The sequence below is a fragment of the Sabulicella flocculans genome (genome assembly GCF_045449635.1).
In the GTDB taxonomy this organism is placed as follows: domain Bacteria; phylum Pseudomonadota; class Alphaproteobacteria; order Acetobacterales; family Acetobacteraceae; genus Roseococcus.
Map to the genome: position 1 here is coordinate 16,851 of NZ_JBJJBR010000004.1, position 23,774 is coordinate 40,624.

General features: G+C 69.1%; 22 protein-coding genes and 1 tRNA gene. 14 read left to right on the forward strand and 9 right to left on the reverse strand.

Translation table 11 applies throughout. From position 1 onward, the window contains the following. Window positions 1–28: 28 nt before the first annotated feature. The 9 genes from ACI6QG_RS06445 to ACI6QG_RS06485 all read left to right on the forward strand — a co-directional run bounded on the left by ACI6QG_RS06445 (window position 29) and on the right by ACI6QG_RS06485 (window position 12,011). On the forward strand, window positions 29–673 hold the full coding sequence (locus tag ACI6QG_RS06445) for a hypothetical protein (protein WP_407023756.1): 645 nt from the start codon (window positions 29–31) through the stop codon (window positions 671–673). A gap of 251 nt (window positions 674–924) precedes the next feature. Further along, window positions 925–1,425, forward strand: a complete 501-nt coding sequence (locus ACI6QG_RS06450; RefSeq protein ID WP_407023757.1) for a DUF2924 domain-containing protein — start codon at window positions 925–927, stop codon at window positions 1,423–1,425. Then, complete coding sequence (locus ACI6QG_RS06455; protein WP_407023758.1) at window positions 1,422–2,771, forward strand: recombinase family protein; 1,350 nt, start codon at window positions 1,422–1,424, stop codon at window positions 2,769–2,771. The genes ACI6QG_RS06450 and ACI6QG_RS06455 overlap by 4 nt, the downstream gene beginning before the upstream one ends. After that, window positions 2,768–3,265, forward strand: coding sequence for a hypothetical protein (locus ACI6QG_RS06460; RefSeq protein ID WP_407023759.1), 498 nt, complete (start codon window positions 2,768–2,770; stop codon window positions 3,263–3,265). Before ACI6QG_RS06455 ends, ACI6QG_RS06460 begins: the two co-directional genes overlap by 4 nt. A 64-nt stretch (window positions 3,266–3,329) precedes the next feature. After that, window positions 3,330–6,131, forward strand: coding sequence for a class I SAM-dependent DNA methyltransferase (locus ACI6QG_RS06465; RefSeq protein ID WP_407023760.1), 2,802 nt, complete (start codon window positions 3,330–3,332; stop codon window positions 6,129–6,131). Between the two features lie 27 nt (window positions 6,132–6,158). Further along, on the forward strand, window positions 6,159–7,877 hold the full coding sequence (locus tag ACI6QG_RS06470) for a GmrSD restriction endonuclease domain-containing protein (RefSeq protein ID WP_407023761.1): 1,719 nt from the start codon (window positions 6,159–6,161) through the stop codon (window positions 7,875–7,877). Then, entirely contained in the window at window positions 7,874–9,922 is a 2,049-nt protein-coding gene (locus tag ACI6QG_RS06475; protein ID WP_407023762.1) for a DEAD/DEAH box helicase, read from the forward strand. Before ACI6QG_RS06470 ends, ACI6QG_RS06475 begins: the two co-directional genes overlap by 4 nt. Then, a complete protein-coding gene (locus ACI6QG_RS06480; protein ID WP_407023763.1) occupies window positions 9,915–11,108 on the forward strand; it encodes a GIY-YIG nuclease family protein in 1,194 nt (397 codons plus the stop codon). Before ACI6QG_RS06475 ends, ACI6QG_RS06480 begins: the two co-directional genes overlap by 8 nt. 201 nt (window positions 11,109–11,309) lie before the next feature. Then, window positions 11,310–12,011 carry an abortive infection family protein gene (locus tag ACI6QG_RS06485; RefSeq protein ID WP_491630717.1) on the forward strand — a complete coding sequence of 234 codons (702 nt, stop codon included), beginning with the start codon at window positions 11,310–11,312 and terminating at the stop codon, window positions 12,009–12,011. A gap of 356 nt (window positions 12,012–12,367) precedes the next feature. Here ACI6QG_RS06485 and ACI6QG_RS06490 read toward each other — a convergent pair. The 8 genes from ACI6QG_RS06490 to ACI6QG_RS06525 form a co-directional block, all read right to left on the reverse strand. After that, window positions 12,368–12,442: transfer RNA gene (locus tag ACI6QG_RS06490), tRNA-Gly, on the reverse strand. Further along, complete coding sequence (locus ACI6QG_RS06495) at window positions 12,422–13,042, reverse strand: DUF2238 domain-containing protein (protein WP_407023765.1); 621 nt, start codon at window positions 13,040–13,042, stop codon at window positions 12,422–12,424. The genes ACI6QG_RS06490 and ACI6QG_RS06495 overlap by 21 nt, the downstream gene beginning before the upstream one ends. Before the next feature lie 25 nt (window positions 13,043–13,067). Further along, a complete protein-coding gene (locus ACI6QG_RS06500) occupies window positions 13,068–14,699 on the reverse strand; it encodes an NTP transferase domain-containing protein (protein WP_407023766.1) in 1,632 nt (543 codons plus the stop codon). Continuing rightward, window positions 14,696–15,361, reverse strand: a complete 666-nt coding sequence (locus ACI6QG_RS06505) for an XdhC family protein (protein ID WP_407023767.1) — start codon at window positions 15,359–15,361, stop codon at window positions 14,696–14,698. Before ACI6QG_RS06505 ends, ACI6QG_RS06500 begins: the two co-directional genes overlap by 4 nt. Further along, on the reverse strand, window positions 15,358–15,672 hold the full coding sequence (locus ACI6QG_RS06510) for an XdhC family protein (RefSeq protein WP_407023768.1): 315 nt from the start codon (window positions 15,670–15,672) through the stop codon (window positions 15,358–15,360). Before ACI6QG_RS06510 ends, ACI6QG_RS06505 begins: the two co-directional genes overlap by 4 nt. After that, the gene (locus ACI6QG_RS06515) at window positions 15,669–16,862 is read right to left on the reverse strand and encodes a vWA domain-containing protein (protein WP_407023769.1); all 1,194 of its coding nucleotides are present in this window, start codon (window positions 16,860–16,862) and stop codon (window positions 15,669–15,671) included. Before ACI6QG_RS06515 ends, ACI6QG_RS06510 begins: the two co-directional genes overlap by 4 nt. Continuing rightward, window positions 16,859–17,728 (reverse strand): AAA family ATPase, encoded by an 870-nt coding sequence (locus tag ACI6QG_RS06520; protein ID WP_407023770.1) that lies wholly within the window; start codon window positions 17,726–17,728, stop codon window positions 16,859–16,861. The genes ACI6QG_RS06515 and ACI6QG_RS06520 overlap by 4 nt, the downstream gene beginning before the upstream one ends. Next, a complete protein-coding gene (locus ACI6QG_RS06525) occupies window positions 17,728–18,333 on the reverse strand; it encodes an SRPBCC family protein (RefSeq protein WP_407023771.1) in 606 nt (201 codons plus the stop codon). The genes ACI6QG_RS06520 and ACI6QG_RS06525 overlap by 1 nt, the downstream gene beginning before the upstream one ends. Before the next feature lie 121 nt (window positions 18,334–18,454). Here ACI6QG_RS06525 and ACI6QG_RS06530 point away from each other — a divergent pair, with 121 nt between their 5' ends. The 3 genes from ACI6QG_RS06530 to ACI6QG_RS06540 are packed head-to-tail and all read left to right on the forward strand — an operon-like array spanning window position 18,455 to window position 21,729. Further along, complete coding sequence (locus ACI6QG_RS06530) at window positions 18,455–19,846, forward strand: sodium:proton antiporter (protein WP_407023772.1); 1,392 nt, start codon at window positions 18,455–18,457, stop codon at window positions 19,844–19,846. 16 nt (window positions 19,847–19,862) lie between these two features. Further along, window positions 19,863–20,783, forward strand: coding sequence for a methylisocitrate lyase (gene prpB, locus ACI6QG_RS06535; protein WP_407023773.1), 921 nt, complete (start codon window positions 19,863–19,865; stop codon window positions 20,781–20,783). A gap of 1 nt (window position 20,784) precedes the next feature. Further along, window positions 20,785–21,729, forward strand: a complete 945-nt coding sequence (locus tag ACI6QG_RS06540; RefSeq protein ID WP_407023774.1) for a hypothetical protein — start codon at window positions 20,785–20,787, stop codon at window positions 21,727–21,729. A 16-nt stretch (window positions 21,730–21,745) separates the two neighbouring features. Here ACI6QG_RS06540 and ACI6QG_RS06545 read toward each other — a convergent pair whose 3' ends face one another. Then, window positions 21,746–22,120 carry a low affinity iron permease family protein gene (locus ACI6QG_RS06545; protein WP_407023775.1) on the reverse strand — a complete coding sequence of 125 codons (375 nt, stop codon included), beginning with the start codon at window positions 22,118–22,120 and terminating at the stop codon, window positions 21,746–21,748. Window positions 22,121–22,171: 51 nt separating this feature from the next. On the opposite strand from ACI6QG_RS06545, the gene ACI6QG_RS06550 reads away from it, so the two are divergent. Both ACI6QG_RS06550 and ACI6QG_RS06555 read left to right on the forward strand, forming a co-directional pair. Then, window positions 22,172–23,293, forward strand: a complete 1,122-nt coding sequence (locus ACI6QG_RS06550) for an acetoin utilization protein AcuC (protein ID WP_407023776.1) — start codon at window positions 22,172–22,174, stop codon at window positions 23,291–23,293. After that, window positions 23,290–23,763, forward strand: coding sequence for a DUF192 domain-containing protein (locus tag ACI6QG_RS06555; protein ID WP_407023777.1), 474 nt, complete (start codon window positions 23,290–23,292; stop codon window positions 23,761–23,763). The genes ACI6QG_RS06550 and ACI6QG_RS06555 overlap by 4 nt, the downstream gene beginning before the upstream one ends. The last annotated feature ends 11 nt before the right edge of the window (window positions 23,764–23,774 follow it).

A 23,774-nucleotide genomic window follows, 5' to 3' on the forward strand; every position in this document is an offset into this window, starting at 1 on the left:
ACGCGTTCTGCGCAAGCCCTGCTACGCCTTGGCCGAGATCTGCACGCGCTGGGGCGTGACGGAGGCGGATCTTGCGAACTTCGCCATCAGCGGCGAGCTGACGCTGTCTGTCGTGGTCGCTGGCTTACCCATCGAGGATGGCGAGGTCGAGGAGGTCGATGACGGACACATCGTCGATATCCCTCATCGCCGCTATCGGTTCACCGGGACGCTGGATCTCTGGCCGCAGCACGCCTGGGGCGTAATCATGAACGGCGCGGAGACCGTGGCGGGGTTCAAGGTGGAGGTCGGGCAGTACCGCGCGGTGAGAGCCTCGAATGACGACGCGCCCGGTTTCATGGTGCCACGGGAACGGCTCGTCGTGCGCCATGCAGAACTGGAGCGGTTCGAGGCGGCACAGGCAGCGGCCGTGGAGACAGCGCAGGCCGTGCCGACGCCGCCCCCGGCCGGCCAGCGCGGCGCGCCGCCGCGGTACGATTGGGATGCCTTCTGGTGCGAGCTGGCGGTGATGCTGCAGGTCGAGGGCATGCCGCCGACGCAGGCGGCCGTCATCCGCCGCATGGAGGCCTGGTTCGCCGAGCGTGGGCAGTTCCCGGATCCCAGCACGGTCAAGCGCAAGGTGGCGCTGCTGTGGCGGCATCACGCGGAGGCACTCGCCCGCCCCGCCGCGTGAGACGTCCCGCGAAGCCCGCGAGTAGGACCTGGTATGAGCGCCCGGTCCAGCCAGATGATCATCAACCAGCATCTCCCGCCCCACCTCCGGGAGGTCTGCTCCACCCTGGCGCGCGGCCTGGTGCGGCTGCGCAGCCGCGCTGCCGAAGACGATGCGCGGGATGCCGAGATAGCTCGGGGCGCGGGAGACGTTCGCCTACACTCCACCGCCAGGCAGCGCCTGCATGCGAACCCCAACAGGAAGGGACTCGCATGACCAGACGAACCAATACCGCGCCCGCGCCGGCGCCCACCATCCCGAAGATCCCGCCGACGCAAGTGCTGGGGCGGCTCGCCGCGCTGCAGACGGCGCCGACCGCGGACCTGAAACAGCAGTGGCGGGAGCTCTTCGGCAAGGAGCCGCCGCCATGGAACCGCGCCTACATCCAGAGCCGGCTGGCGTATCGGATCCAGGAGCTCGCCTATGGCGGGCTTAAGCCCGAGACCGTCGATCGCCTGGTGGCGCTGGGCGAGCAGTTGGACGGCGGCAACGTGGTGCTGCGCCGTATCCGCGCCGACAGCCGGCCGCTGGCCGGCACCCGCCTCATTCGGGAATGGCAGGGCGTGCAGCACGTGGTCACCGTCCGTGCCGATGACTTCGAATACGAGGGCCGGCCGTATCGGTCTCTGTCCGCCATCGCGCGACACATAACTGGCACGCGCTGGAACGGCTGGACCTTCTTCGGCCTGCGCCAGCCAGGCGGTGGCGCATGAAGACGCGAGCCACCGCAACGGCGATGCCCGCCTGCACGAAGAAGCTGCGCTGCGCGGTCTACACGCGGAAGTCCACCGACGAGGGCTTGGACAAGGAGTTCAACACCCTCGACGCGCAGCGCGACGCCTGCGAGGCGTACATCGCCAGCCAGCGCGCCGAAGGCTGGGTGCTGCTCCGCGACCGCTACGACGACGGCGGCTTCTCCGGCGGGACGTTGGAGCGGCCGGCGCTGCAGCGGCTTCTGCGCGACATCCAGGCCGACCTGGTCGACGTGATCGTGGTCTACAAGATCGATCGCCTCAGCCGCTCGCTGATGGATTTCGCCAAGCTGGTCGAAGTGATGGACGCGCACGGCGTGACCTTTGTGTCCGTAACGCAGAGCTTCAACACGACCACCAGCATGGGACGGCTGACGCTTAACATTCTGCTCAGCTTCGCGCAGTTCGAGCGTGAGGTCATTGGCGAGCGAATCCGCGACAAATTCGCAGCGTCGCGGGCGCGAGGGATGTGGATGGGAGGCAAGGTGCCGCTCGGCTACGACGTCGTAGCGCGCAAGCTGGTGGTGAACGAGGAAGAGGCCCCACGCGTCCGCCGCGTGTTCGAGATCTTCGCCGAGACCGGGTCGGGCATTGAGACGGTGGCCCGCCTGCGGGCCGAGGGCGCCACCAGCAAGGCGGGCCGGCCGCTGGACAAGGGCGACGTCTACAAGCTGCTGAACAATCGGACGTATGTCGGAGAGGCCTCGCACAAGGGGCAGGTCTATCCCGGCGAGCACCAGGGCATCGTGTCGCGGGATCTGTGGGACCGGGCGCACGCGGTACTGCAGATCAGCCCACGGGTCCGCGCGAACCAGAACCGGGCGCAGGCGCCGGCTCTGTTGAAGGGGCTGATCTTTGGGGTCGACGGACGTGCGCTGTCCCCGACCCACGCCAGGAAGAATGGGCGGCTCTACCGCTACTACGTGGCCCAGCGCGTCCTGAAGGGTGATGCCGCCGGCGACGACGGTATCGTCCGCCGGGTATCGGCGGCGGAGATCGAGACCGCGGTCGTGGACCAGGTGAGGGCGCTGCTGCGGCAGCCCGAGATCGTGGTCGGCACCTGGCGGGCGGCGCGCAGGGAGGCGCCCGACCTGACCGAGGGCGAGACCCGCGATGCGCTGCATCGGCTCGACCCGCTTTGGGAGCAGCTATTCCCAGCGGAGCAGGCGCGGGTTGTGCGGTTGCTGGTGGAGCGGGTGGTGGTTGGCCCGGGGGGCGCGGACATTCGGCTGCGGCTGGACGGGCTCGGCGGCCTTGTCCGCGATCTCACTGCCATTCGCCCCGATGCGCTGAGGGCGGCGGCATGACTGCCGCCACCAGCATCACGGTCCGGGTGCCGCTGGAGATTCGCCACCGGCGGGGGCGAAAGACCGTCGTGACGCCGATGGCAGATGGCGCGGCGCCGGTCATGACAAGGGCCGATCCGGCGCTGGTGAAGGCGCTGGCCCGGGCGTTCCGATATCAGCGCATGCTCGATCAGGGGCGCTACGCCTCGATCACCGAGATGGCTGGGGCGGAGCGAATCGAGCGGGGGTACCTGGGCTCCCTGCTGCGCCTGACCCTCCTGGCCCCCGACATCATTGAGGCGATCCTGGACGGCAGGCAGCCGGTCCCGATGACTTGTACGTCGCTGCTCGGCGGCGTGCCGGACGCCTGGACGGCCCAGACTGAGGCATTCATCGGCCAAAACCCTAGCTTGGTCTTGCCGTCCTCAAATCACAGGCAGAAACCTCCGCCTCATAACTGCCGGCCCCAACAAAAGAAGTGGTCATCACGCTATCGCCCTGCCAATGGCCACTGAATTCGGGCATCATCGCCAGCATGCCAAGGTTCGTCTCCACCCTTTGCCTGCGTGCTCCCTCCGCATGAATGCGGTCGAGATCGAGCAGGCCGTCACCGCCCTCGCAGAGCAGCCCTTCGACCGGGCCGCGTTCCCCTATGCCTTCCTGGAAGCTTTCGGCAACAAGCCGACCACGCTGAAGAAGCTGCGTTCTGGCGCCTCCAACCGCTCGGATCTGGGCGGCGTGTTGCAGACCAACAACATCCACATCGCCACCTGCGACCCCGGCGCGGTGCCGGACACGCTGCGCGCGCTGAAGGCCAGCCCCGCCACCAGCCGGGCGCGCGCCAAATTCATCCTGGCGACGGATGGCGACACCCTCGAGGCAGAAGAGCTGGCGGGCGGCGAGACGCTGGCATGCGCGCTGCCGGAACTGGCCGACCATTTCGGCTTCTTCCTACCGCTGGCAGGCATCACCACCGTCAAGGAAATCCGCGAAAGCGCCTTCGACATACGGGCCACCAGCCGGCTCAACCGCCTCTATGTCGAGTTGCTGCGCGACAACCCCGACTGGGGCACGGCGGCGCGCCGGCCGGAGCTGAACCACTTCTTCGCCCGGCTGATCTTCTGCTTCTTCGCCGAGGACACAGACATCTTCCGGAAGCCGCTGCTGTTCACCTCCACCGTGCAGACCATGAGTGCAGCGGATGCGGGCAACACGCATGAGGTGATCAGCGCCATCTTCCGCGCCATGAACGTGAAGCTGGCGGACCGCGCGGCGGAGCGCACGCCGCGCTGGGCCGACGCCTTTCCCTATGTGAATGGCGGCCTGTTCTCAGGCAGTGCGGAGGTGCCGCGGTTCAGCCGCATCGCGCGGTCCTACCTCCTGCACATCGGCAACCTGGATTGGCGGCGGATCAACCCGGACATCTTCGGCTCCATGATCCAGGCGGTGGCCGAGGATGAGGAGCGTGGGGCGCTGGGCATGCACTACACCAGCGTGCCGAACATCCTGAAGGTGCTGAACCCCCTCTTCCTGGATGACCTGCGGGAGAAGCTGGCCGAGGCCGGCGACAATGCGCGCAAGCTGCTGAACCTGCGCAACCGCATCGCGCGCATCCGGGTGTTCGACCCGGCCTGTGGTTCGGGAAATTTCCTTGTGATTGCCTACAAGGAGATGCGGGCCATCGAGGCGGAGATCAACCGCCGCCGGCGGGAGACGGGGCGGCGCAGCGAGATTCCGCTGACGAATTTCCGCGGCATCGAGCTGCGGGATTTCCCGGCCGAGATCGCGCGACTGGCGCTGATCATCGCAGAATACCAGGCCGATGTGCTGCACCGCGGCCAGCAGGAGGCGTTGGATGAATTCCTGCCGCTGGACACGGAGAACTGGATCACCTGCGGCAATGCGCTGCGGCTGGATTGGCTGAGCATCTGCCCGCCGGTGGGAACGGGGGTGAAGCTGGTCAGCGATGATCTGTTTGAGACTCCCTTGGAGCAAGCGCAGATCGATTTTGAGAATGAAGGCGGCGAGATTTTTGTTTGTGGAAATCCACCCTATTCTGGGAAAGGAAAGAAGGACGATAATCAGATTTCCGAGATGAAGCGGTTGTTTGGGCATCTCACTCGTAAATACGGATACATCGATTACGTCGGATGCTGGTTCCTGCTCGCTGCCGATTATTGCAGAAGAACGGGCGCAACCTCCGCGCTCGTTGCTACCAACTCAATTTGTCAAGGTCGCCAGCTTCCTCAGCTATGGCCATTGGTGCTGAGGCATGATGTCGAGATTTTTCACGCGCATCACTCGTTCAAATGGGCGAACAACGCGGCGCGCAACGCTGGCGTGACTTGTGTGATCGTCGGGTTGGCGATGAAGAATGTGCGTACCCGCAAGACCATCAATGATGGCGAGTTCTCCCGCACTGCCGCGAACATCAACGCCTACCTGATCGATGGGGCGGATCTTTTCGTCACCAGCGTGCCGCGGCCGCTTGCGCCGCTACCCGCGATGGTCACAGGCAGCGTGCCGAACGATGGCGGCCATCTGATCCTGAGCCCGCTGGAGGTCCGCTCTCTTACAGCAGAACATGCCGATGTCCGTATGTTCATTCGGCCGTTCTTCGGCTCGCAAGACTATTTGCAGGGTGCCACCCGCTCTTGCCTCATGATTGGCGACCGACATCTGGAAATGGCTCGGTCCATTCCGGAAATCGAACGCCGATTGGAGTCGGTGGCGTCGCTGCGAGCGGAGAGTGACAAGGAGGAAACGCGCGAGCTGCTCGCGGATATTCCGCACCGGTTCCAGCACCATGGGCCTGTGCCCAGGCAGCACGCCATCATCATCCCCTCAGTCAGTTCTGAACGTCGTGAGTGGTTTCCCGCAGGGTTGGTTCCGGCTGGGACTGTTGTCTCCAATCTCGCTTTCCTCGTCAGCGATTCAGCGATTTGGCCGTTAGGCATCCTGCTGTCCCGGCTCCACCTGACGTGGATCGCCACCGTCTGCGGCAAGCTCGAGACACGCTACCGGTACTCCAACACCCTCGGCTGGAACACCTTCCCCGTCCCTATCCTGACGGAGACCAACAAGGCCGATCTCACACGCTGCGCGGAGGACATCCTGCTCGCCCGCGAAGCCCATTTCCCCGCCACCATAGCCGATCTCTACGACCCCGAAGCGATGCCCGCAGACCTGCGCGCCGCCCACGATCGCAACGATGAGGTACTGGAGCGCATCTACATCGGACGCCGCTTCCGGAACGACACCGAGCGCCTGGAGAAACTCTTCGACCTCTACACGAAGATGACCTCGGGCCCCGAAGCGGCCGCGCCCAAAGCGCCGCGCAAGCCCGCACGCGCAGCCACCCCTCGCGCCAGCAGCGCCTGAAACACTGACGAAGGACACACGCCGCGCATGGAAGCCCGCAGCAAGACGATCGAGGCCTGGTTCTCCATGATCGAGCAAGCGCAGGTGAAACTACCGCGCTTCCAGCGGCACGAGGCCTGGCGCCCGCGCCAGATCGCCGGCGTGTTCGAGAACATCCTGCGCGCCCCCTCACTGCCCATCGGCGTGCTGCTGGTGCTCGAGGTGGGAGACAGGGAGCTGTTCCACTCCCGACCCGTCGTCGGTGCGCCGGCGTCGTCGGTGAAGCCCAACATGCACGTCCTCGACGGGCAGCAGCGCATCACGGCCCTCTGGCGTTCGCTTACGGATGACTACCCGGACCTGCGCGTGTTCATCCGCCTGACCGGCGCCGAGCCGGCGGAGGATGTCGCGGCCAGCGACGATGATGACGAGGAGGACCAGGGACGCGTCGTGGTCGAGCGCCGATGGCTCAACAAGAAGGGCGAGCAGCAGCCCGCTTGGGCCTTCGATGATGCGCTATGCGCAGCCCGCGGGCTGGCGCCCATTACCATCTTGCGCCCCGGCAGCATGGGCGAAGCGCGGTTCAAAGCGTGGCGTAACGCACTGCGCGCGGCCAGCGCTTACACCGACGAGATGGGCGATGTGGCCAGTGACCTTCGCCAGCGCCTCGGTGGCTACGTGCTGCCCTTCCTCGAACTGCCGGCCAGCACGGCGCGCGAAACGGCACTCGAGGTCTTCAAAAAGATGAATACCTCCGCCTCGCCGCTCAAGGATTTCGACATCGTGGTGGCGCAGGTCGAGGAGGCAGTGGGCGAATCCCTGCACGACAAGATGGCCGACCTGCTGGCCGCGGTGCCGGCCGCTAAGGAGTATGGTCGCATCGAGGATCTGATCCTCGCAGTAGGCGCTCTCTTGCAGGACAAGCCGCCGCTCAAGAAGACCTATCTGGACGACAGCTACGGAAAGGGCCTGGTCGGCGCATGGCCGCAGCTTGAACAAGGGGTCCGCCTCGGCACGGAGTTTCTGGCGCAGGAGGGCCTGCTGAACGCCGATACTCTGCCGAGTGATGTTGCGGTCTATCTGACCTGCGCGATGTGGTCGGTGGCTGGTGGCTTGAAGATGGACCAGGCCGGCAACGCCCGGCAGATCATTCGCAAGGCCTTGTGGCGCGCCTGCTGCACGCATCGGTATGGCAAGACCTCCGCGACGCGTGCCTATGCCGATTTTCGCGCGTTGCGCGTCATGATGACGGCGCCTACGCCCGAACAAGGCTGTGAGCTGTTTGATACAGCCAGCTTTCCACTGCCCGGCATCGAGGAGCTTCGCGCAGCCGGTTGGCCAGGCCGAAAAGACCGGCTGCCGCGCGCCATCCTGGCCGCTGCCCTGCGCCGGCGCGCGCTGGATTTTGCGGATGGCTCACCCATCAGCCGCAGCTCTATCGGCTCCCGCGAGATGGACCACCTCTATTCGGTTAAGTTCCTGGATCGACCCCGGGCCGATACCCTGGTGAACCGCGCGCTGAATTGCGCCCTCATCACCGACCACACCAACCGCAACAAATCCGGCACGAGGCCCAGCGTGTTCATCGCCGAGCGTGCTGCCAAGGCGAACCTTGGCATCGACACGGTGCGCCACCGCCTGGCTTCGCACCTCATTCCCCATGATGCCCTCGTGGCCGATGACTACGAGGCGTTCCTGGAGGCGAGGGCGGCGTTGGTGATGCGCGATCTCCTCCACCTGTGCGACGGGCAGGAGCCCCAGGCATGAGCCATTCCATCCCCGCCGTTTCGATCGCCTATGGCCGCCACGGTAGCTCCACACGCGCCAACGCGCTCGGCATGCGGCCGATGCAGGAACGCGCCTATGCGAAGCGAGGCGAGCAATACCTGCTGATCAAGTCCCCCCCTGCATCCGGCAAAAGCCGCGCGCTGATGTTCATCGCCCTCGACAAGTTGGCGAACCAGGGGCTGCGCCAGGCCCTCATCGTGGTGCCCGAACGCTCTATCGGTGCGAGCTTTGCCGATGAGGCACTGACCAGGCACGGTTTCTGGGCGGATTGGACAGTCGGGCCGCAATGGAATCTGTGCAACGCGCCGGGCACGGATGGCGGGAAGGTCAATGCGGTCGGCAACTTCCTGGCGGGGAACGACAAGGTGCTGGTCTGCACCCACGCCACCTTCCGCTTCGCGGTGGAAAAATTCGGTGTCGCAGCCTTCGACGACCGGCTGATCGCGGTGGACGAGTTCCATCATGTCTCTGCAAACCCGGAGAACCGCCTAGGACTGCAATTGGCGGAATTCATTGCGCGGGACCGGGTGCATTTGGTGGCGATGACAGGTTCCTATTTCCGTGGCGATGCGGAAGCCGTGCTGAGCCCGGCGGACGAGGCGCGATTCGAAACCGTCACCTACACCTACTATGAGCAGCTCAATGGCTATGAGCACCTTAAGCAGCTCGACATCGGCTATTTCTTCTATTCCGGCTCCTACAGCGACGACATTTTGAAAGTGCTGAACCCAGCCGAGAAAACGATTATCCACATCCCGAGCGTGAACTCGCGTGAGAGCACGAAGGACAAGATCCGCGAGGTCGAGCACATCATCGAGGAGCTTGGCGAGTGGCAGGGCACGGAGGCCACCACAGGCTTTCAGCTGGTGAAGGCCGCGGATGGCAGAGTGCTGCGCATCGCCGACCTAGTGGATGACGATGCCGCGAAGCGCGACCGCGTCTCGGCCGCGCTGAAGGACCCAGGCCAGAAGCATAACCGCGACCATGTGGACATCATCATCGCACTCGGCATGGCGAAGGAGGGCTTCGACTGGGTCTGGTGTGAACACGCGCTGACGGTGGGCTACAGGTCGAGCCTGACCGAGATCGTGCAGATCATCGGTCGTGCCACACGCGATGCGCCCGGCAAGACCCGGGCGCGCTTCACCAACCTGATCGCGGAGCCGGACGCCACTGAGCAGACGGTGGCCGAGGCGGTGAACGACACGCTGAAGGCCATTGCTGCCAGCCTCTTGATGGAGCAGGTCCTGGCACCGCGCTTCGAGTTCAAGCCCAAGAATCCAGAGAGCGGGCCCGCTCCCGGCTTCGACTATGGCGAGGCGGGCTATGATCCCGCGAAGTGCAACATCGGCTTCAGCGAGGAGGAAGGCAAATTCCAGATCGAGATCAAGGGCCTGGTGGAGCCGAAAAGCCCTGAGGCCACCCGCATCTGCCAACAGGACCTCAATGAGGTGATCGCGGCCTTCGTGCAGGATAAAGCCGTGGTCGAGCGCGGCCTCTTCGACGCGGACCTCGTGCCGGAAGAACTGACGCAGCTGCGGATGGGGAAGATCATCAAGGACCGCTACCCGGAGCTGGACGAAGGCGACCAGGAGGCGGTGCGTCAACATGCTATCGCGGCGCTGACGCTGACGCAGCAGGCCAAAGGCGCAGCAATGGGCGGCGATGGGGATGCGGAGAAGGGACCGAACATTGCCTTCGTGGAGGGCGTGCGCAGGTTCGCGATGGATGTGCGCGAACTCGACATTGACCTGATCGACAGCATCAATCCGTTCCAGCAGGCCTATGCGATCATGGCCAAGACCATGAACGAGGAGAGCCTGAAACAGGTCCAGGCAATCATCAGCGCCAAGCGGGTGACCATGACACTCGACGAGGCGCGGGAGCTAGCGAAGCGCGCTCTGAAGTTCAAGCACGAACGGGGACGCCTTCCCTCCATCACCTCGCCAGATGCGTGGGAGAAGCGCATGGCGGAGGGCGTGGCCTACCTGGCGCGCATGAAGATGGAGGCCGCACGTGGGTAAGTTCACTGAGGAAGATGACGCCCTTCTTGAAGAGCTCGGCATCGAGGTCGAGGCCAAGCGCGAAGGTAGCCGCACGCCCCGCGAGGAGCGGATGATTGCGGGCTTCGAAGAGATCCAGCGCTTCGTCGAGGACCACGGTCGAGCGCCACAGCACGGTGACGCGCGGGACATCTTCGAGAGGCTCTATGCCGTGCGGCTCGATCGGCTGCGCGAGTTGGACGATGCCCGGACGTTGCTCGCTCCCTTCGATCATCAGGGGCTGCTCTCGGCAGGGTTGCAGGGCGGCGAGACCAATGCCGACGACATCGAAGATGACGAGCTCCTTAGCCAGCTCGGCGTCGATTTGCCGGACGCCACCGGCATCACCGTTCTGCGCCACGTGCGGACGGCGGCGGAAAAGCGCGAGGCAGAAGAGATCGCCAACCGCGACCGATGCGAGGATTTCGACCGTTTCAAGCCGCTGTTCGACCGGGTGCAGCAGGACCTCGCGGCAGGCCTTCGTCAGACAAAGCGGTTCGAGCGGAAGTCAGAGATCACGACCGGGCGTTTCTACATCCTGGGCGGCCAGAAAGCTTATGTGGCTGCGATGGAACAGCCGCTTGCCAATGAGCACGGCAACATCGATGCCCGGCTTCGCGTGATCTTCGACAATGGGACCGAGAGCAACTTGCTGATGCGGTCTCTGCAGAAGGCGCTGCAACAGGACCCCACCGGGCGGCGGATCGTCGACCCAGCAGCTGGCCCTCTATTCTCGGACCAGAACGAGGAAGGCGATGAAGCGAGTGGCACGGTCTATGTGTTGCGAAGCAAATCTGACCATCCAGTCGTGGCGGCGCATCGTGGCGTGCTGCACAAGATCGGTGTGACCGGCGGCGATGTGGCCCGCCGCATCGCAAATGCTCGCCTCGATCCGACCTTCCTGATGGCCGACGTCGAGGTCGTCGCGACCTATGAACTCTTCAACATCAATCGGACGCGGCTTGAGAATCTGATCCATCGAATCTTCGATCCCGGGCGGCTCGACATCGAAATCAAGGATCGTTTTGGGAAGCCGGTTGTCCCGAGGGAATGGTTCCTGGTGCCCCTCTTTGCGGTCGATGAGGTAGTGGAGAAGATTAAGGACGGCACGATCACAAGTTACGTCTACGATCCCAAAACCGCGTCGCTCACTCTCAGAACCGGCTAGGAATGGTTCTTGCCGTTCCCTCTCTCTCCTCGAACCATCGACGCGATAGCCGATATCATCACCGGCGGCCCAGGCATGGGCGGCGCTCCGCCACCTATCGGTTTCTACCGCAGCGGCCCACAGATTGAGAAATTCATGAGATCATGTAACGTGGCCTTCCAGGTTACTGGCTCTCGGGTGCCCGCCCTCGTGTCTTGCCTAATGGCCGTCAACAACGGCATCGAGCCGGAGAAGGTCCTGCCCCGCATCATTGAAGCGGCGGCCGATCCCCGTGACTTTGCCGCTGAGCCGGAGCGCCATACCGCTGTAATCGACCATCTCAATCGGGCCTTACAGTCCGACGGATTTGAGCTTCAGTCGCAAGGGCAGCGAGTGCGCCTCGTCGTATCCGGCCATTCGACGCCGGTTGTTGAGCAACTCTCCGGAATCGTCGGGACGATCAGTTTCGACACTGTGAGGCGGGACCTGGACCGCGCCCTCGCGAGCATTGAAGCGGATCCCGAGGATGCCATCACCGCCGCCTGTTCGACGATCGAGAGCGTCTGTCGGTCGATACTGATCGAACTCGGGGAGCCTCTACCAGGGAAGAAGGATGTGCAGGGCTTATTCAATGCGGTGAAGCGGCCGCTAGGCCTGGCTCCTGAGCGCAGTGACCTCCACTCTCAGATTGCTGACGATGTTCGAACAACCCTGGGTGGACTGGCCACTGTCATCCAAGGTGTGGGGGCGTTACGCACCCATGCTGGCGACGCACACGGGCGCGAGCGTGGCTACGCACGTGTTGATGCCCGAATCGGCCGTCTCGCTATCCATGCTGCAAGTACGGTTGCTTTGTTCCTGATCGAAACCTGGCAGCGTAAGTTTCCCGCTCGAGATTTGCTTAGGCATGACGATCCGGCCTGAGCACGGCGGTCCCTGGGCTGGCTGCGGCGCCGAACCCAGCGCGCGGGGCACCGAATTTGCTGGGAGCCTCGACGGTGCTCTTTGGGATCGCCCTTGCCGCTCCGGTTCCTTCTGCCAAGCGGTGGGCTTGCTGAATTCTCCCAAGCCCTTCACAGAGAATCTGATCTAATATCAGTACTATAGCGCTTGAGGGTGAAATCATCCCACCCCCGAGCTTCGGAGACTTCTGGGCCTCCGGAGAGAGATTTCCAGGGTCGTTTCGTTCTCCGACCCTCAAGCCATCCCAACAAAAACCCAAGAAGCCTGCGGTTCAGGGCGACAACGATGCGTAAGAAATGTGAGGTTGGGGAACCGACTGGAGCGGGCGAAGGGATTCGAACCCTCGACCCCGACCTTGGCAAGGTCGTGCTCTACCCCTGAGCTACGCCCGCCCGCTCCGTGTGGGCAGCTTGTGCCACGGGGGATGATTCGTGGCAAGCCACCCCCGCGGGGGAATTTCGCGCATGCCCACCATGCAGCCAGGACGCGACGGTGGCGCCGCCCGCGGTCAGCGCCACGTCGGTCCAAGTGTCCTGCCAGTCGCCGATGATGTTCACCAGCCATTCGAAGCCTTCCCAGGCCACGCCCAGCGTCAGGCCGAACATCAGCCCCACCCAGGCCATGTGCCAGCGCCCGCGCGGGCGCCCATCCGCCAGCACCAGGGCGGCGAACACTGCGCCGGCGATGGCGCCGTTCACCAGATGCACGAACTCGTCGAAGGGGTTGGCGCCGTGGAACAGCGACAGGCCGTAGCCCGGCGCGGTGATCAGCGTCGCCAGCGCCGGGGCCGAATCGTAGCGGCGCGGCAGGCGGCTCAGCCGCAAGGGCAGGAAGGGCATGCGCTCGCGCGGGGTGGCGACCAGCGCCAGGCAGCCGGCGGCTGCCAGGGCGGTGGCCCAGGCGGCGCTGCCCTTCTCCAGCGCGCCGAACCACAGCGCCATCACCACCAGGGCGGCCAGCAGCGCCCAGCAATGCCAGGGGACTCGCGACATGCCGCGCGAACGCGCGGACCGGCGCTCAGGTTCCCTGGAAGCCGGGCAGGGTGTCGAGGGTGTCGAAGTCGCGCAGCACGCCGTCGCCGGGCATCTCCACCTCGGCCAGCCGGTCGGCGTGGCGGCCGACCAGCTGGCGCGCGCCGACGTCGCCGTGGATTCCGGCGATGGCGGCGAAGAACTCGCGCCCCCACAGCACCGGGTTGCCCTGCTTGCCGCGGAAGGTGGGCTGCACGATGGCGCGGCCTTCCTCGGGGTCGAAGGCGGCCAGGATGCGTCCCATGTCGGCGGCCGAAACCAGGGGCATGTCGCCCAGCGCCACCAGCGCGCCCTCGGCTGCCGCCGGCACCGCGGCGATGCCGGCGCGCAGGGAGGCGCTGAGCCCCTCGGCGTAGTCGGCGGCGTGGACGAACTCGACGGGCCGGCCGGCCAGCGCCGCCTCCACCCGCTCGCGCTCGTGGCCCGTCACGACGATGACGGGGCGCAGCCCGGCCGCCAGCACCTGCTCGACCACCCGCGCCACCATCGGGACGCCGCGCCCGTCCTGCTCCAGCAGCTTGTTGCGCGGCGCCATGCGGCGGGAACGCCCGGCCGCCAGCACCAGCCCGGCCACGGCCCGCGGCGCACGCGGCGCCGGGGAAGGGCGGCCCGGCGCCTCGCCGCGCGGCAGGGGGCGCGCCTCGATTTCCTTCAGCAGGCCGCCCACGCCCATGCGCATCACGTCGCGCGGCGACACCTCCAGCCCGGCGAACAGGCGCTGCAGCACCCAGTCGAAGCCGTTCAGCTTGGGGCTGCGGGCGCAGCCGGGCAGCACCATGGCCGGCACGCCGCCCACCGCTCCCAGGCACAGCAGGTTGCCAGGGTCCACCGGCATGCCGAAATGCGCCACCGCCCCGCCCGCCCGCACGATGGCGGCCGGGCCGACGTCGCGCCGGTCCACCGTGGCCGAGGCGCCGGCGACCAGCAGCATCCCCGCCCCCTGACCCAGCAGGCGGCCCAGCGCGGCGGCGACGGGCGCCTCCTCATGCGGCACGCGCTCCACCGGCAGCAGCTGGCCCATCAGCGCCTCGACGCGGGCCTGGGTGACTTCCACCGCGCCTTCCATGGCGCTTTCCTTCACGCCCGGCAGCTCGGTCATCACCAGCCCGACCTTGAGCGGGCGGAACGGGTGCAGGGCCAGCACCGGCCCGCCGCGCCGCAGCAGGGATTCCGCCACGCCCAGCACCGCGCCCGGCACGGCGAAGGGGATGACCTTGATGGTCGCCAGCATCTCCTTCGGCCGCACCACCGCGAAGTTGGGCAGGGTGGCGACGGTCAGGCTCTCGTCCAGCGCGTTCACGGCGTGGATGCGCGCCTCGTCCAGCACCAGCAGGCCGGCGGATTCCGCCAGCAGGTTGGCGCGCCCGGTGGCGGCGCGGGTGCGCGCCACCAGCGGCGCCAGCAGGGCGTCGGCCAGGCGGGCGGCCGCCGCGTCCTCCGGCACGTCGCCCGGCGAGAGGCGGGCGGCCTGCACCTCGCGGTGGCCGGCCTCGCGCAGCGCGGCGATGGCGCCGGCGTCCAGCACGGTGCCCTTCTTCAGCACGCGGCCGGGCAGGCGAAGGGTATGGGCCAGCACCGCGCCCTCGGCCTCGGCCAGCGGGGTGGGACCGAAGATCACTTGCCCCGCCTGCGCGCCACCACCTGCGCCATGACCGACAGGGCGATCTCCGGTGCCGTGACGGCGCCGATGTCCAGCCCGACCGGCGCGGCGATGCGCGCGATGGCGGCGGCGTCCAGCCCGGCCTCGCGCAGCCGCTCCACCCGCTTCGCGTGGGTGCGGCGCGAGCCCAGCGCGCCGACGTAGAAGGCGGGCGAGCGCAGGGCCACCAGCAGCGCGGGGTCGTCCAGCTTGGGGTCGTGGGTCAGCGTCACCACGGCGGTGCGGGCGTCGGGGGCCAGGGCCTCCAGCGCCTCGTCGGGCCATGCGTGGTCCAGCGCCATGCCGGGGAAGCGCTCCGGCGTGTTGAAGGCGCGGCGGGGGTCCACCACCGTCACCGCGAAGCCCAGCACCGCCGCCATTGGCGCCAGGGACTGCGCGGCATGGACGGCGCCGACGATGAGCAGGCGCAGCGGCGCGTTGCGCGGCTGCACGAACCAGGTTTCCTCGCCGACCGCCACCGGGCCGGCGCGGTCGTCGCGCAGCGCCGCCTCCGCCGCCGCGCGCAGCGCCGCGGGCGTGGCGTCGTGGGGATAGAGGAGCTGCGCGCCGTCCGGCAGGCGGGTCAGCAGGGCCAGGGGCGGCGCGCCGTCCAGGAAGCGGCGCAGCGTCTCCGGCGTCACGCCAGCCGCTCCACGAAGACCTTCAGCTTGCCGCCGCAGGCCAGCCCGACCTCCCAGGCCTGCTCGTCGCTGATGCCGAAATCCAGCAGGCGGGGGGTGCCCTCGGCCATCACCTCGCGCGCCACCTCGGCCACCGCGCCCTCGATGCAGCCGCCGGAGACGCTGCCGGCCATCCGCCCGCCGCGCGTGACCGCGAAGACCGAGCCGGCGGGGCGGGGCGAGGAGCCCCAGGTCTCCACCACGGTGGCCAGCGCCACCTCCTCGCCGGCCTCCCGCCAGGCGGCGGCGGTGCGCAGGATGTCCTCGCTCATCGGCGTTCTCCCAGGGCCTTCACCAGCTCCCGCAGGCTGTCCAGGTTGTGCACGGGGCGGAACTCGTGGACGTGCGGCAGCATCGCCTTGATGCCCTGCGATCTGGGTTCGAAGCCCTGCCAGCGCAACAGCGGGTTCAGCCAGATCAGCCGCCGGCAGGAGCGGCGCAGCCGCGCCATCGCCTCGCCCAGCCCGCGCCCGCCCTCGCGGTCCAGGCCGTCGGTGATCAGCAGCACCACGGCGCCCTGGCCCAGCACGCGGCGGGCCCAGCGGTGGTTGAACTCCTCCAGCGCCTCGCCGATGCGCGTGCCGCCGGACCAGTCGGGCACGGCGGCGCCCACCATCTCGAAGGCGACCTCGGCATCCTGGTGGCGCAGCTGGCGGGTGATGTTGCTCAGCCGGGTGCCGAACAGGAACACGTGCACGCGGTCGCGGTCGTTGGTCAGCGCATGGAGGAAGTGCAGCAGCACCTGGGCGTAGCGCGCCATGGAGCCGCTGATGTCGCAGATGGCCACCAGGGGCGGCGGGCGGGTGGTGCGGCGCCGGCGCGCCAGGGCGGCAACCTCGCCCCCCGTGCGCGCGGCGCGGCGCAGCGTGGCGCGCAGGTCGGGGCGCGGGCCGGCGGGGTCGGGGCGGAAGCGGCGGGTCGGCTTCTCGTCCAGCGGCAGCACGAGGCGGCGGATCTCGGCCTTGGCGGCGGCGATCTCCGCCGCGCCCATCGCCTCGAAGTCCATGCGCTGCAGCAGCTCCCGCCCGCTCACCGTCAGGGTGGCGTCCTGGCGGCGCTCCTCGGCCGGGGGCTGCTGCGGCGGGGGAGGGGGGCGCCCGCCCGCCATCGCCTCGGCGAGGCGGCGGGCGCCGGGCTTCGCCTTTTCCTCCGGCCGCGGCGCCTCCATCATCGCCAGCGCCGCGGCGGTGCGGGCGCGCTCGGGGTCGCGCCAGAACAGGGCGAATGCGGCGTCGAACACCGGGGTCTGGTCGTGGCGGCGCACCAGGGTGGCGTGCAGCGCGGCGTGGGCGACGGCGCGCTCCTCCACCCCGGCCAGGGCCAGCGCCTCGGCCGCGGCCATCGCCTCGCCCGGGCCGACGGGCAGGCCGGCGCGGCGCAGCAGCCGCACGAAGCCCAGGACGTTGGCGGCCAGCGCGCCGCCCGGCCGCGCCGCCGGCAGCGCGGTGCGCGGGGGGATCATCCCGCCTCGCCGATGAGCCGCGCGGCCTCCTCGCCCCGCAGCTTGGCGATGTCGTCCTGGTACTTCAGCAGCACGCCCAGCGTGGCGTCCACCGCGCCCGAGGTCAGCTCCTCGGCGTCCAGCGCCGCCAGGGCGTTGGCCCAGTCTATGCTCTCGGCCACGCCGGGCAGCTTGAAGTAGTCGCCCTCGCGCAGCCGCTGCACGAAGCCCACCACCTGGGCCGACAGGCGCTCCGGCACGCCGGGGGCGCGCAGGCGCAGGATCTCGCGCTCCCGCGCCGCGTCGGGGTAGTCCACCCAGTGATACAGGCAGCGGCGTCGGATGGCGTCGTGCACCTCGCGCGTGCGGTTGGAGGTGATGACGACCACGGGCGGCGTGGCCGCCTTCACCGTGCCCAGCTCGGGAACCGAAAGCTGGAAGTCGGCCAGCACCTCCAGCAGGAAGGCCTCGAAGGGCTCGTCGGCGCGGTCCAGCTCGTCGATCAGCAGCACGGCGGGCTCGCCCTCCAGCGCCTGCAGCAGCGGGCGCGCCTGGAGGAAGCGGCGCTGGTACAGCGCGGATTCGACGTCGGCCACCGCGCCCGTCGCCTCGGCGACGCGGATGGCCAGCAGCTGGCGGGCGGTGTCCCACTCGTAGGCGGCGGCGTTCAGGTCCAGCCCGTCATGGCATTGCAGCCGCACCAGCCGGCGCGGCAGCTGGGCGGCCAGCACCTTGGCGATCTCGGTCTTGCCGGTGCCGGGCTCGCCCTCCAGGAACAGGGGGCGGCCCATGCGCAGGGCCAGGTGGACGGTGGTGGCCAGCGCCGTGTCGGCCACGTAGCCGCCCGCCGCCAGCAGGGCGGCGGTTTCGGCGACGCTGCCGGGCATCACGAGGACAGGAAGATCAGGTACATCACCACCAGGAAGATCGGCACGCCCACCGCCACCGGGATGGGCCAGCCCAGGATCTCCGCCGGGAAGGCCGGCTTCACCGGGATGTGCTTGTGCGCGATGGGCGCGGGCTCGCTGAAGCCGGCGCCCGGCATGGCCTGGGGCGTCAGCTGCGCCGCCAGCCGGTCGAAGAACAGGCCGGCCATCTGGTTCGCCGTGCTGTCGATCAGCCGCCCGCCCAGCTGGGCCATCTTGCCGCCCACCTGGGCCTTCACGCGGTAGCGCAGGATGGTCTCGGAGGGGCCGGCCTCCTCCAGCTCGACGTCGGCGCCGCCCTTGGCGAAGCCCATGGCGCCGCCATTGCCCTCGCCGGTGATGGTGTAGGAGGCGGGGGGGTTCAGGTTCTCCAGCCGCACCTTGCCGCCGAACTTCGCCGCCATCGGGCCGATCTTGAGCGCCACGCGGGCCTGCATCTCGTCGTCCGCGGTCTTCTCGATGTGCTCACAGCCGGGGATGGCCTGCCGCAGCCGGTCGGGGTCGTTCAGCGCCTCCCAGACCTGGGCGCGGGGGGCGGGGATGCGCCGCTCGCCGGACATTTCCATGTTTGGTCGCTCCAACTCTTTCCACTCACATAGCCTCCGGGGCGGCCCCCGCAAAGCCCGGTGCGCGGTTGACCCGGCGCGCCTCGCGGCGGAAAAGACTGGGAAAAGGACGGGGGTTTCGTTGCGCGCCGCGATCATTGCCCTCGGGCTGGCCCTGCTCGCCCAGCCCGCCCAGGCCGCGGCCATCGACGGCCGGGCGCTGGGCCTCATCTGGGTCATCCCCTTCGCGGGGGTGCTGCTGTCCATCGCGCTGCTGCCGGTGCTGGCGGCGGGCTTCTGGCACCATCACTACGGCAAGGTGGCGGCCTTCTGGGGCGCGGCCTTCCTGCTGCCCTTCGCCGCCGCCTTCGGCCCCGCGGTGGCGGGGGCGGAGGTCGCCTTCGTGCTGGTGCAGGAATACCTGCCCTTCATCATCCTGCTGCTGGCGCTCTACACCACCGGGGGCGGGGTGCTGCTGAAGGGCACGCTGGTGGGCACGCCCGCCACCAACACCGCCATCCTGGCCGTGGGCACCGTGCTGGCCTCCGTGATGGGCACCACCGGGGCGTCCATGCTGCTGATCCGGCCGATGCTGCGCGCCAATGCCGGGCGGCGGCGCAAGGTGCACAGCTTCGTGTTCTTCATCTTCCTGGTCAGCAACATCGGCGGCTCCCTGACGCCCATCGGCGACCCGCCGCTCTACCTGGGCTTTCTGAAGGGCGTGTCCTTCTTCTGGCCCACCGTGCACCTGTTCTGGCCCTTCCTGCTGTGCTCCGTGGTGCTGCTGGCCATCTACTACGCGCTGGATTCCTGGCTCTACGCCAAGGAAGGCCCGCTGCCGGCGCCCGCCGCGCGCGAGCCCTTGCGCATCGAGGGCTGGGTGAACGTCGCGCTGATCGGCGTCGTCGTGCTGGGCGTGCTGCTGCAGGGCGTGTGGAAGCCCGGCGACGTGCGCGTGCTGGGCGAGGTGGTGGGCATCGAGCGCTTGGTGGCCATGGGCATCTTCCTCGGCGTCACCGCCGCCTCGCTGGCGCTGACGCCGGCGGTGCTGCGCGAAGCCAACGGCTTCGCCTGGGGCGCGATGGCCGAGGTGGCGAAGCTGTTCGCCGCCATCTTCCTGTGCATGGGCCCGGTGCTGGCCATCCTGAAGGCGGGGCCGGAGGGCGCGGCCGCCGGGCTGGTGGCGCTGACCTCCGACGCCGCCGGGCAGCCCATCCCCTGGGTGTACTTCTGGATGACCGGCGGGCTGTCCTCCTTCCTGGACAACGCGCCCACCTACCTCGTCTTCTTCAACCTCGCGGGCGGCGAGCCGGGCTACCTGATGACGCAGGGCGCCGCCACGCTAGCGGCCATCTCGGCCGGGGCGGTGTTCATGGGCGCCAACTCCTACATCGGCAACGCGCCCAACTTCATGGTCAAGGCCATCGTGGAGGAGAACGGCGTGCGCATGCCCTCCTTCTTCGGCTACGTCGCCTGGGCCGCGCTGTTCCTGCTGCCCCTGTTCGTGCTCGCCACGCTCATCTTCTTCGTCTGAGGAAAGGCCAAGCAACATGCCCTACGTGATCGGCGCCGACCTGCCCGCCCAGCCCGCCGGCGAGCGCTTCCGCGCCCTGCTGGAGCGGCCGGAGATCCTGCGCATGCCCGGCGCCCACCTCGGGCTGGCCGCCCTGCTGGCGCAGAAGCAAGGCTTCGAGGCGCTTTACCTCTCGGGCGCCGCGATGTCCGCCTCCATGGGCCTGCCGGACCTGGGCATGATCACGGTGGAGGACGTGTGCTTCTTCATCCGGCAGGTGACGCGCGCCACCGGCCTGCCGGCCCTGGTGGACGGCGACACCGGCTATGGCGAGGCGCTGAACGTCATGCACATGGTGCGCGCCTTCGAGGATGCGGGCGCGGGCGCCGTGCACCTGGAGGACCAGCTGCTGCCCAAGAAGTGCGGCCACCTGAATGACAAGAAGCTGGCCGGCGCCGACGAGATGGCCGCCAAGGTCGCCGCCGCCCGCCGGGCGCGCCGGCACCTCTACGTCATCGCGCGCACCGACGCGGTGGCGAGCGAGGGCATGGACGCCGCGGTGGACCGCGCGAAGCGCTACCTGGAGGCCGGCGCCGACGCCATCTTCCCCGAGGCGCTGACCACGGCGGAGATGTTCCGCGAGTTCGCCCGCCGGATGCCCGGCGTGAAGCTGCTGGCCAACATGACCGAGTTCGGCCGCACCCCCTTCTTCACCGCCGCCGAGTTCCAGGAGATGGGCTACGCCATGGTGATCTGGCCGGTCTCGCACCTGCGCGTGGCCGCCAAGGCGTGGGAGGAGCTCTACGCCCAGGTCGCGGCCGAGGGCGGCACCCACGGCGCGGTGGAGCGCATGCAGACGCGCGCCGAACTCTACGCCACCATCGGCTACCACGCGTACGAGGAGCTGGATGCCTCGCTGGTCCGCACCGTCGTCCCGCAGGCGATGCCGCAGCGCTAGCTTGCTGCTCGCGGCGGCGGCCCTGCTGGCGCCGCCGCCCCCCGCCGAGGCGCGCACCCGCGCCGCGGCCCGGCGGCAGGCGAAGGTGGCGCAGGAGCTGCGCATCATCCGCCGCGACGCCATCGCCCCGCCGGAGGACATCGCGGGCGGGGAGGGCGGGCGCTGGTCGCTGGACCTGCAACTGCCCCTGCTGTGGAACGCCAATCCCGGGGCGCGGCACCCGCCGGGCCGCGGCGACGTGCAGGCGACGCCCGAGGCGCGGCTGGGCTGGAGCCACCGCCCCGCCGCCGTGCCGCTGCGCTTGGCGGCCACGCTTGACGCCGCTGCCGACCGCTACGGCCGGTCCGGCATCGCCGGCAGCGACACCCTGTTCCTGCGCCTGCGCGCCCAGCGCGAAAGCGGGCGGGACGACCAGGAGGTGCAGCCCTTCGTGATGCTGCAATCCGCCCGCGACCACGAGCCGGGCTGGGGCAGCCGGCTGGAGAGCCGGCACGACCTCACGCTCGGCGCGGCGGCGGAACTGAACCTGGACCGCTCCTGGCGCCGGGTGCCGCGCGGGCCGGACACCCGCGATGCCACGGCTTGGTCGCTGGGCCTGAACCTGGGGGTGCAGCGCCGCTGGCGGGAGGAGGCGCCGCCCTCCCTGGCGCTGGTGGCCAACCCTTCGGCCGGCTGGACGCCGCACCGCCGCTTCACCGCCAGCCTGGAGCTGGAGGCGGCCCGGCGCTGGCACGCGCGCGACGGGCAGGGGCGCCGCCGCGACTGGCTGGCCGCCCCGGTGCTGACGCTGGAATGGCTGCCGGCGGAGGGCTGGCTGCCGGGATGGCTGGGGGCGCCGGCGGTGAACCTGCAGGTCTTCGGCGCGCGCCAGTGGTCCAGCCGCGCGGAATGGGACTTCCGCCAGGGCGGCGCCGGGCCCCTGCTGCGGACCACCTGGCGCTTCTAGGCCGCGCGAGGCCGGCTCACCGGGCCGGGGCGCGCTCCTCGCAGGCCTCGGCGAGCTCGGCGCGCACCTGGGCCACCACCTCCTCGCCCTGCTCCTCCAGCGCGATCAGGGTGTTGTGCGCGCCCTGGGTGGCGCGGATCAGCTCGTCCAGCTTGAGCTGGATCGCCTGGGTGTCGCGGTTCTGCGCGTTCTGGATCAGGAACACCATCAGGAAGGTGACGATGGTGGTGCCGGTGTTGATCACCAGCTGCCAGTTCTCGCTGAAGTCGAAGAAGGGGCCGGTGACGGCCCAGGCCACCACGGTGCCCAGCGCCAGCAGGAAGGCCCAGGGCCGGCCGCTCTCGTGCGCGGTGCGGCTCGCGATGCTGGCGAAGCGGTGCTGCAGCTCCATATCCGCCGGAATGTGCCACCGAACCGGGGGTTTGCCCCTTGCGGAAATGTCATGCGCCCCTGGCTGATCGGCTCGGAGATCTACCGCGGCTCGACCTACGGGCCGAAGCACCCGCTGGCCATCCCGCGCGTCTCCACCACGCTGGACCTGATCCGTGCGCTGGGCTGGCTGGACGAGGCGCAGTACCGCGACAGCCCGATGGCGAGCGAGGCGCAGCTCGCGCGCTTCCACCACCCTGATTACCTGGCCGCGCTGCGCCGCGCCGAGGCGGCGCAGGCGGTGAGCGCCGAGGACAAGGCGCGCTTCCGCATCGGCGCCGACGGCAACCCGGTGTACCGCGAGGTGTTCCGCCGCCCCGCCACCAGCGCCGGCGGCGTCATCCTGGCCGCGCGGCTGACGGCGGCGGGCGGGCAGGCGCATTGCCCGGGCGGCGGCACCCACCATGGCCGGCCGGACCGCGCCTCCGGCTTCTGCTACGTCAACGACGCCGCGCTGGGGCTGCTGGAGTGGCTGGACCTCGGCCTGACGCGGCTGCTCTACCTCGACCTCGACGCGCATCACGGCGACGGCGTGGAGGACGCCTTCGCGCAGGACCCGCGCGTGGTCACGCTCTCGGTGCACGAGGCGGCGCGCTGGCCCTTCACCGGCCTGGCGCACCGGCCCTGCGGCGCGCTGAACCTGCCGGTGCCGCAGGGCTTCCACGACGCCGAGCTGCGCCACCTGCTGCACGGCGCCATCCTGCCGGTCATCGAGGCGGTGCAGCCGCAGGCCATCATGCTGCAATGCGGCGCCGACGCGCTGGAGGAGGACCCGCTGGCGCGGCTGGGCCTGTCCAACAACGCCCATGCCGAGGTCATCGCCGCGGTGAAGGACCTGGCGCCGCGCTTCGTGCTGCTGGGCGGCGGCGGCTACAACCCCTGGACGGTGGCGCGTTGCTGGGCGCGCGGCTGGGGCGTGCTGGACGGCCACGCGCCGCCGCCGCGCCTGCCGCCGGCGGCCGAGGCGGTGCTGCGCGGGCTGAGCTTCTCCCGCGCCGCCGGGCGCGACCCGCCGGGGCATTGGTTCACCACCCTGGCCGACGCCCCGCGGGAGGGGCCGGTGCGCGAGGAGGTGCGCGCCCTGGCGCGGGGGCTGCCCGTGATGCTGGAATCCGTGGCAGGCTGCGCGGCATGATCCGCCGTGCCCTGCTGCTGCTCGCCCTCCTCACCCCCGCCGCCCTGGCCCAGCCGGGCGTGGACCGCCCGCAGCCGCGCCTGCCGGTGGAGACGTTGACCATCCTCGGCCGCGACGGCACCAGCCACGCCTTCCGGGTGGAGATGGCGCTGCGGCCGGAGGACCAGACCGTGGGGATGATGTTCCGCACCGCCATGGAGCCCGACGAGGGCATGCTGTTCGACTGGGGCGCCCCGCGCGAGAGCGCGATGTGGATGCGCAACACCCTCATCCCGCTCGACATGCTGTTCATCGCCGCCGACGGCCGAATCCACCGCATCCACGAGCGTGCGGTGCCGCACAGCCTCGCCAGCATCGAGAGCCGCGGCCCGGTGCGCGCGGTGCTGGAGCTGGCCGGCGGCACGGCGGAGCGGCTGAACCTGCGGGTGGGCGACCGCGTGCAGCACCGCATCTTCGGCGCGGCGCGCTGAGCGCACGCCGC

Excerpts from the sequence above, each read along its gene's own strand:
- ACI6QG_RS06455 (WP_407023758.1), top strand. The coding sequence starts at position 1,422 with ATGAAGACGCGAGCCACCGCAACGGCGATGCCCGCCTGCACGAAGAAG.
- ACI6QG_RS06550 (WP_407023776.1), top strand. The coding sequence starts at position 22,172 with ATGCGCCCCTGGCTGATCGGCTCGGAGATCTACCGCGGCTCGACCTAC.
- ACI6QG_RS06465 (WP_407023760.1), top strand. The coding sequence starts at position 3,330 with ATGAATGCGGTCGAGATCGAGCAGGCCGTCACCGCCCTCGCAGAGCAG.
- ACI6QG_RS06525 (WP_407023771.1), bottom strand. The coding sequence starts at position 18,333 with ATGGAAATGTCCGGCGAGCGGCGCATCCCCGCCCCCCGCGCCCAGGTC.
- ACI6QG_RS06510 (WP_407023768.1), bottom strand. The coding sequence starts at position 15,672 with ATGAGCGAGGACATCCTGCGCACCGCCGCCGCCTGGCGGGAGGCCGGC.
- ACI6QG_RS06450 (WP_407023757.1), top strand. The coding sequence starts at position 925 with ATGACCAGACGAACCAATACCGCGCCCGCGCCGGCGCCCACCATCCCG.
- ACI6QG_RS06460 (WP_407023759.1), top strand. The coding sequence starts at position 2,768 with ATGACTGCCGCCACCAGCATCACGGTCCGGGTGCCGCTGGAGATTCGC.
- ACI6QG_RS06515 (WP_407023769.1), bottom strand. The coding sequence starts at position 16,862 with ATGATCCCCCCGCGCACCGCGCTGCCGGCGGCGCGGCCGGGCGGCGCG.
- ACI6QG_RS06520 (WP_407023770.1), bottom strand. The coding sequence starts at position 17,728 with ATGCCCGGCAGCGTCGCCGAAACCGCCGCCCTGCTGGCGGCGGGCGGC.
- ACI6QG_RS06545 (WP_407023775.1), bottom strand. The coding sequence starts at position 22,120 with ATGGAGCTGCAGCACCGCTTCGCCAGCATCGCGAGCCGCACCGCGCAC.
- ACI6QG_RS06485 (WP_491630717.1), top strand. The coding sequence starts at position 11,310 with ATGGCCGTCAACAACGGCATCGAGCCGGAGAAGGTCCTGCCCCGCATC.
- ACI6QG_RS06475 (WP_407023762.1), top strand. The coding sequence starts at position 7,874 with ATGAGCCATTCCATCCCCGCCGTTTCGATCGCCTATGGCCGCCACGGT.
- prpB (WP_407023773.1), top strand. The coding sequence starts at position 19,863 with ATGCCCTACGTGATCGGCGCCGACCTGCCCGCCCAGCCCGCCGGCGAG.
- ACI6QG_RS06495 (WP_407023765.1), bottom strand. The coding sequence starts at position 13,042 with ATGTCGCGAGTCCCCTGGCATTGCTGGGCGCTGCTGGCCGCCCTGGTG.
- ACI6QG_RS06555 (WP_407023777.1), top strand. The coding sequence starts at position 23,290 with ATGATCCGCCGTGCCCTGCTGCTGCTCGCCCTCCTCACCCCCGCCGCC.
- ACI6QG_RS06470 (WP_407023761.1), top strand. The coding sequence starts at position 6,159 with ATGGAAGCCCGCAGCAAGACGATCGAGGCCTGGTTCTCCATGATCGAG.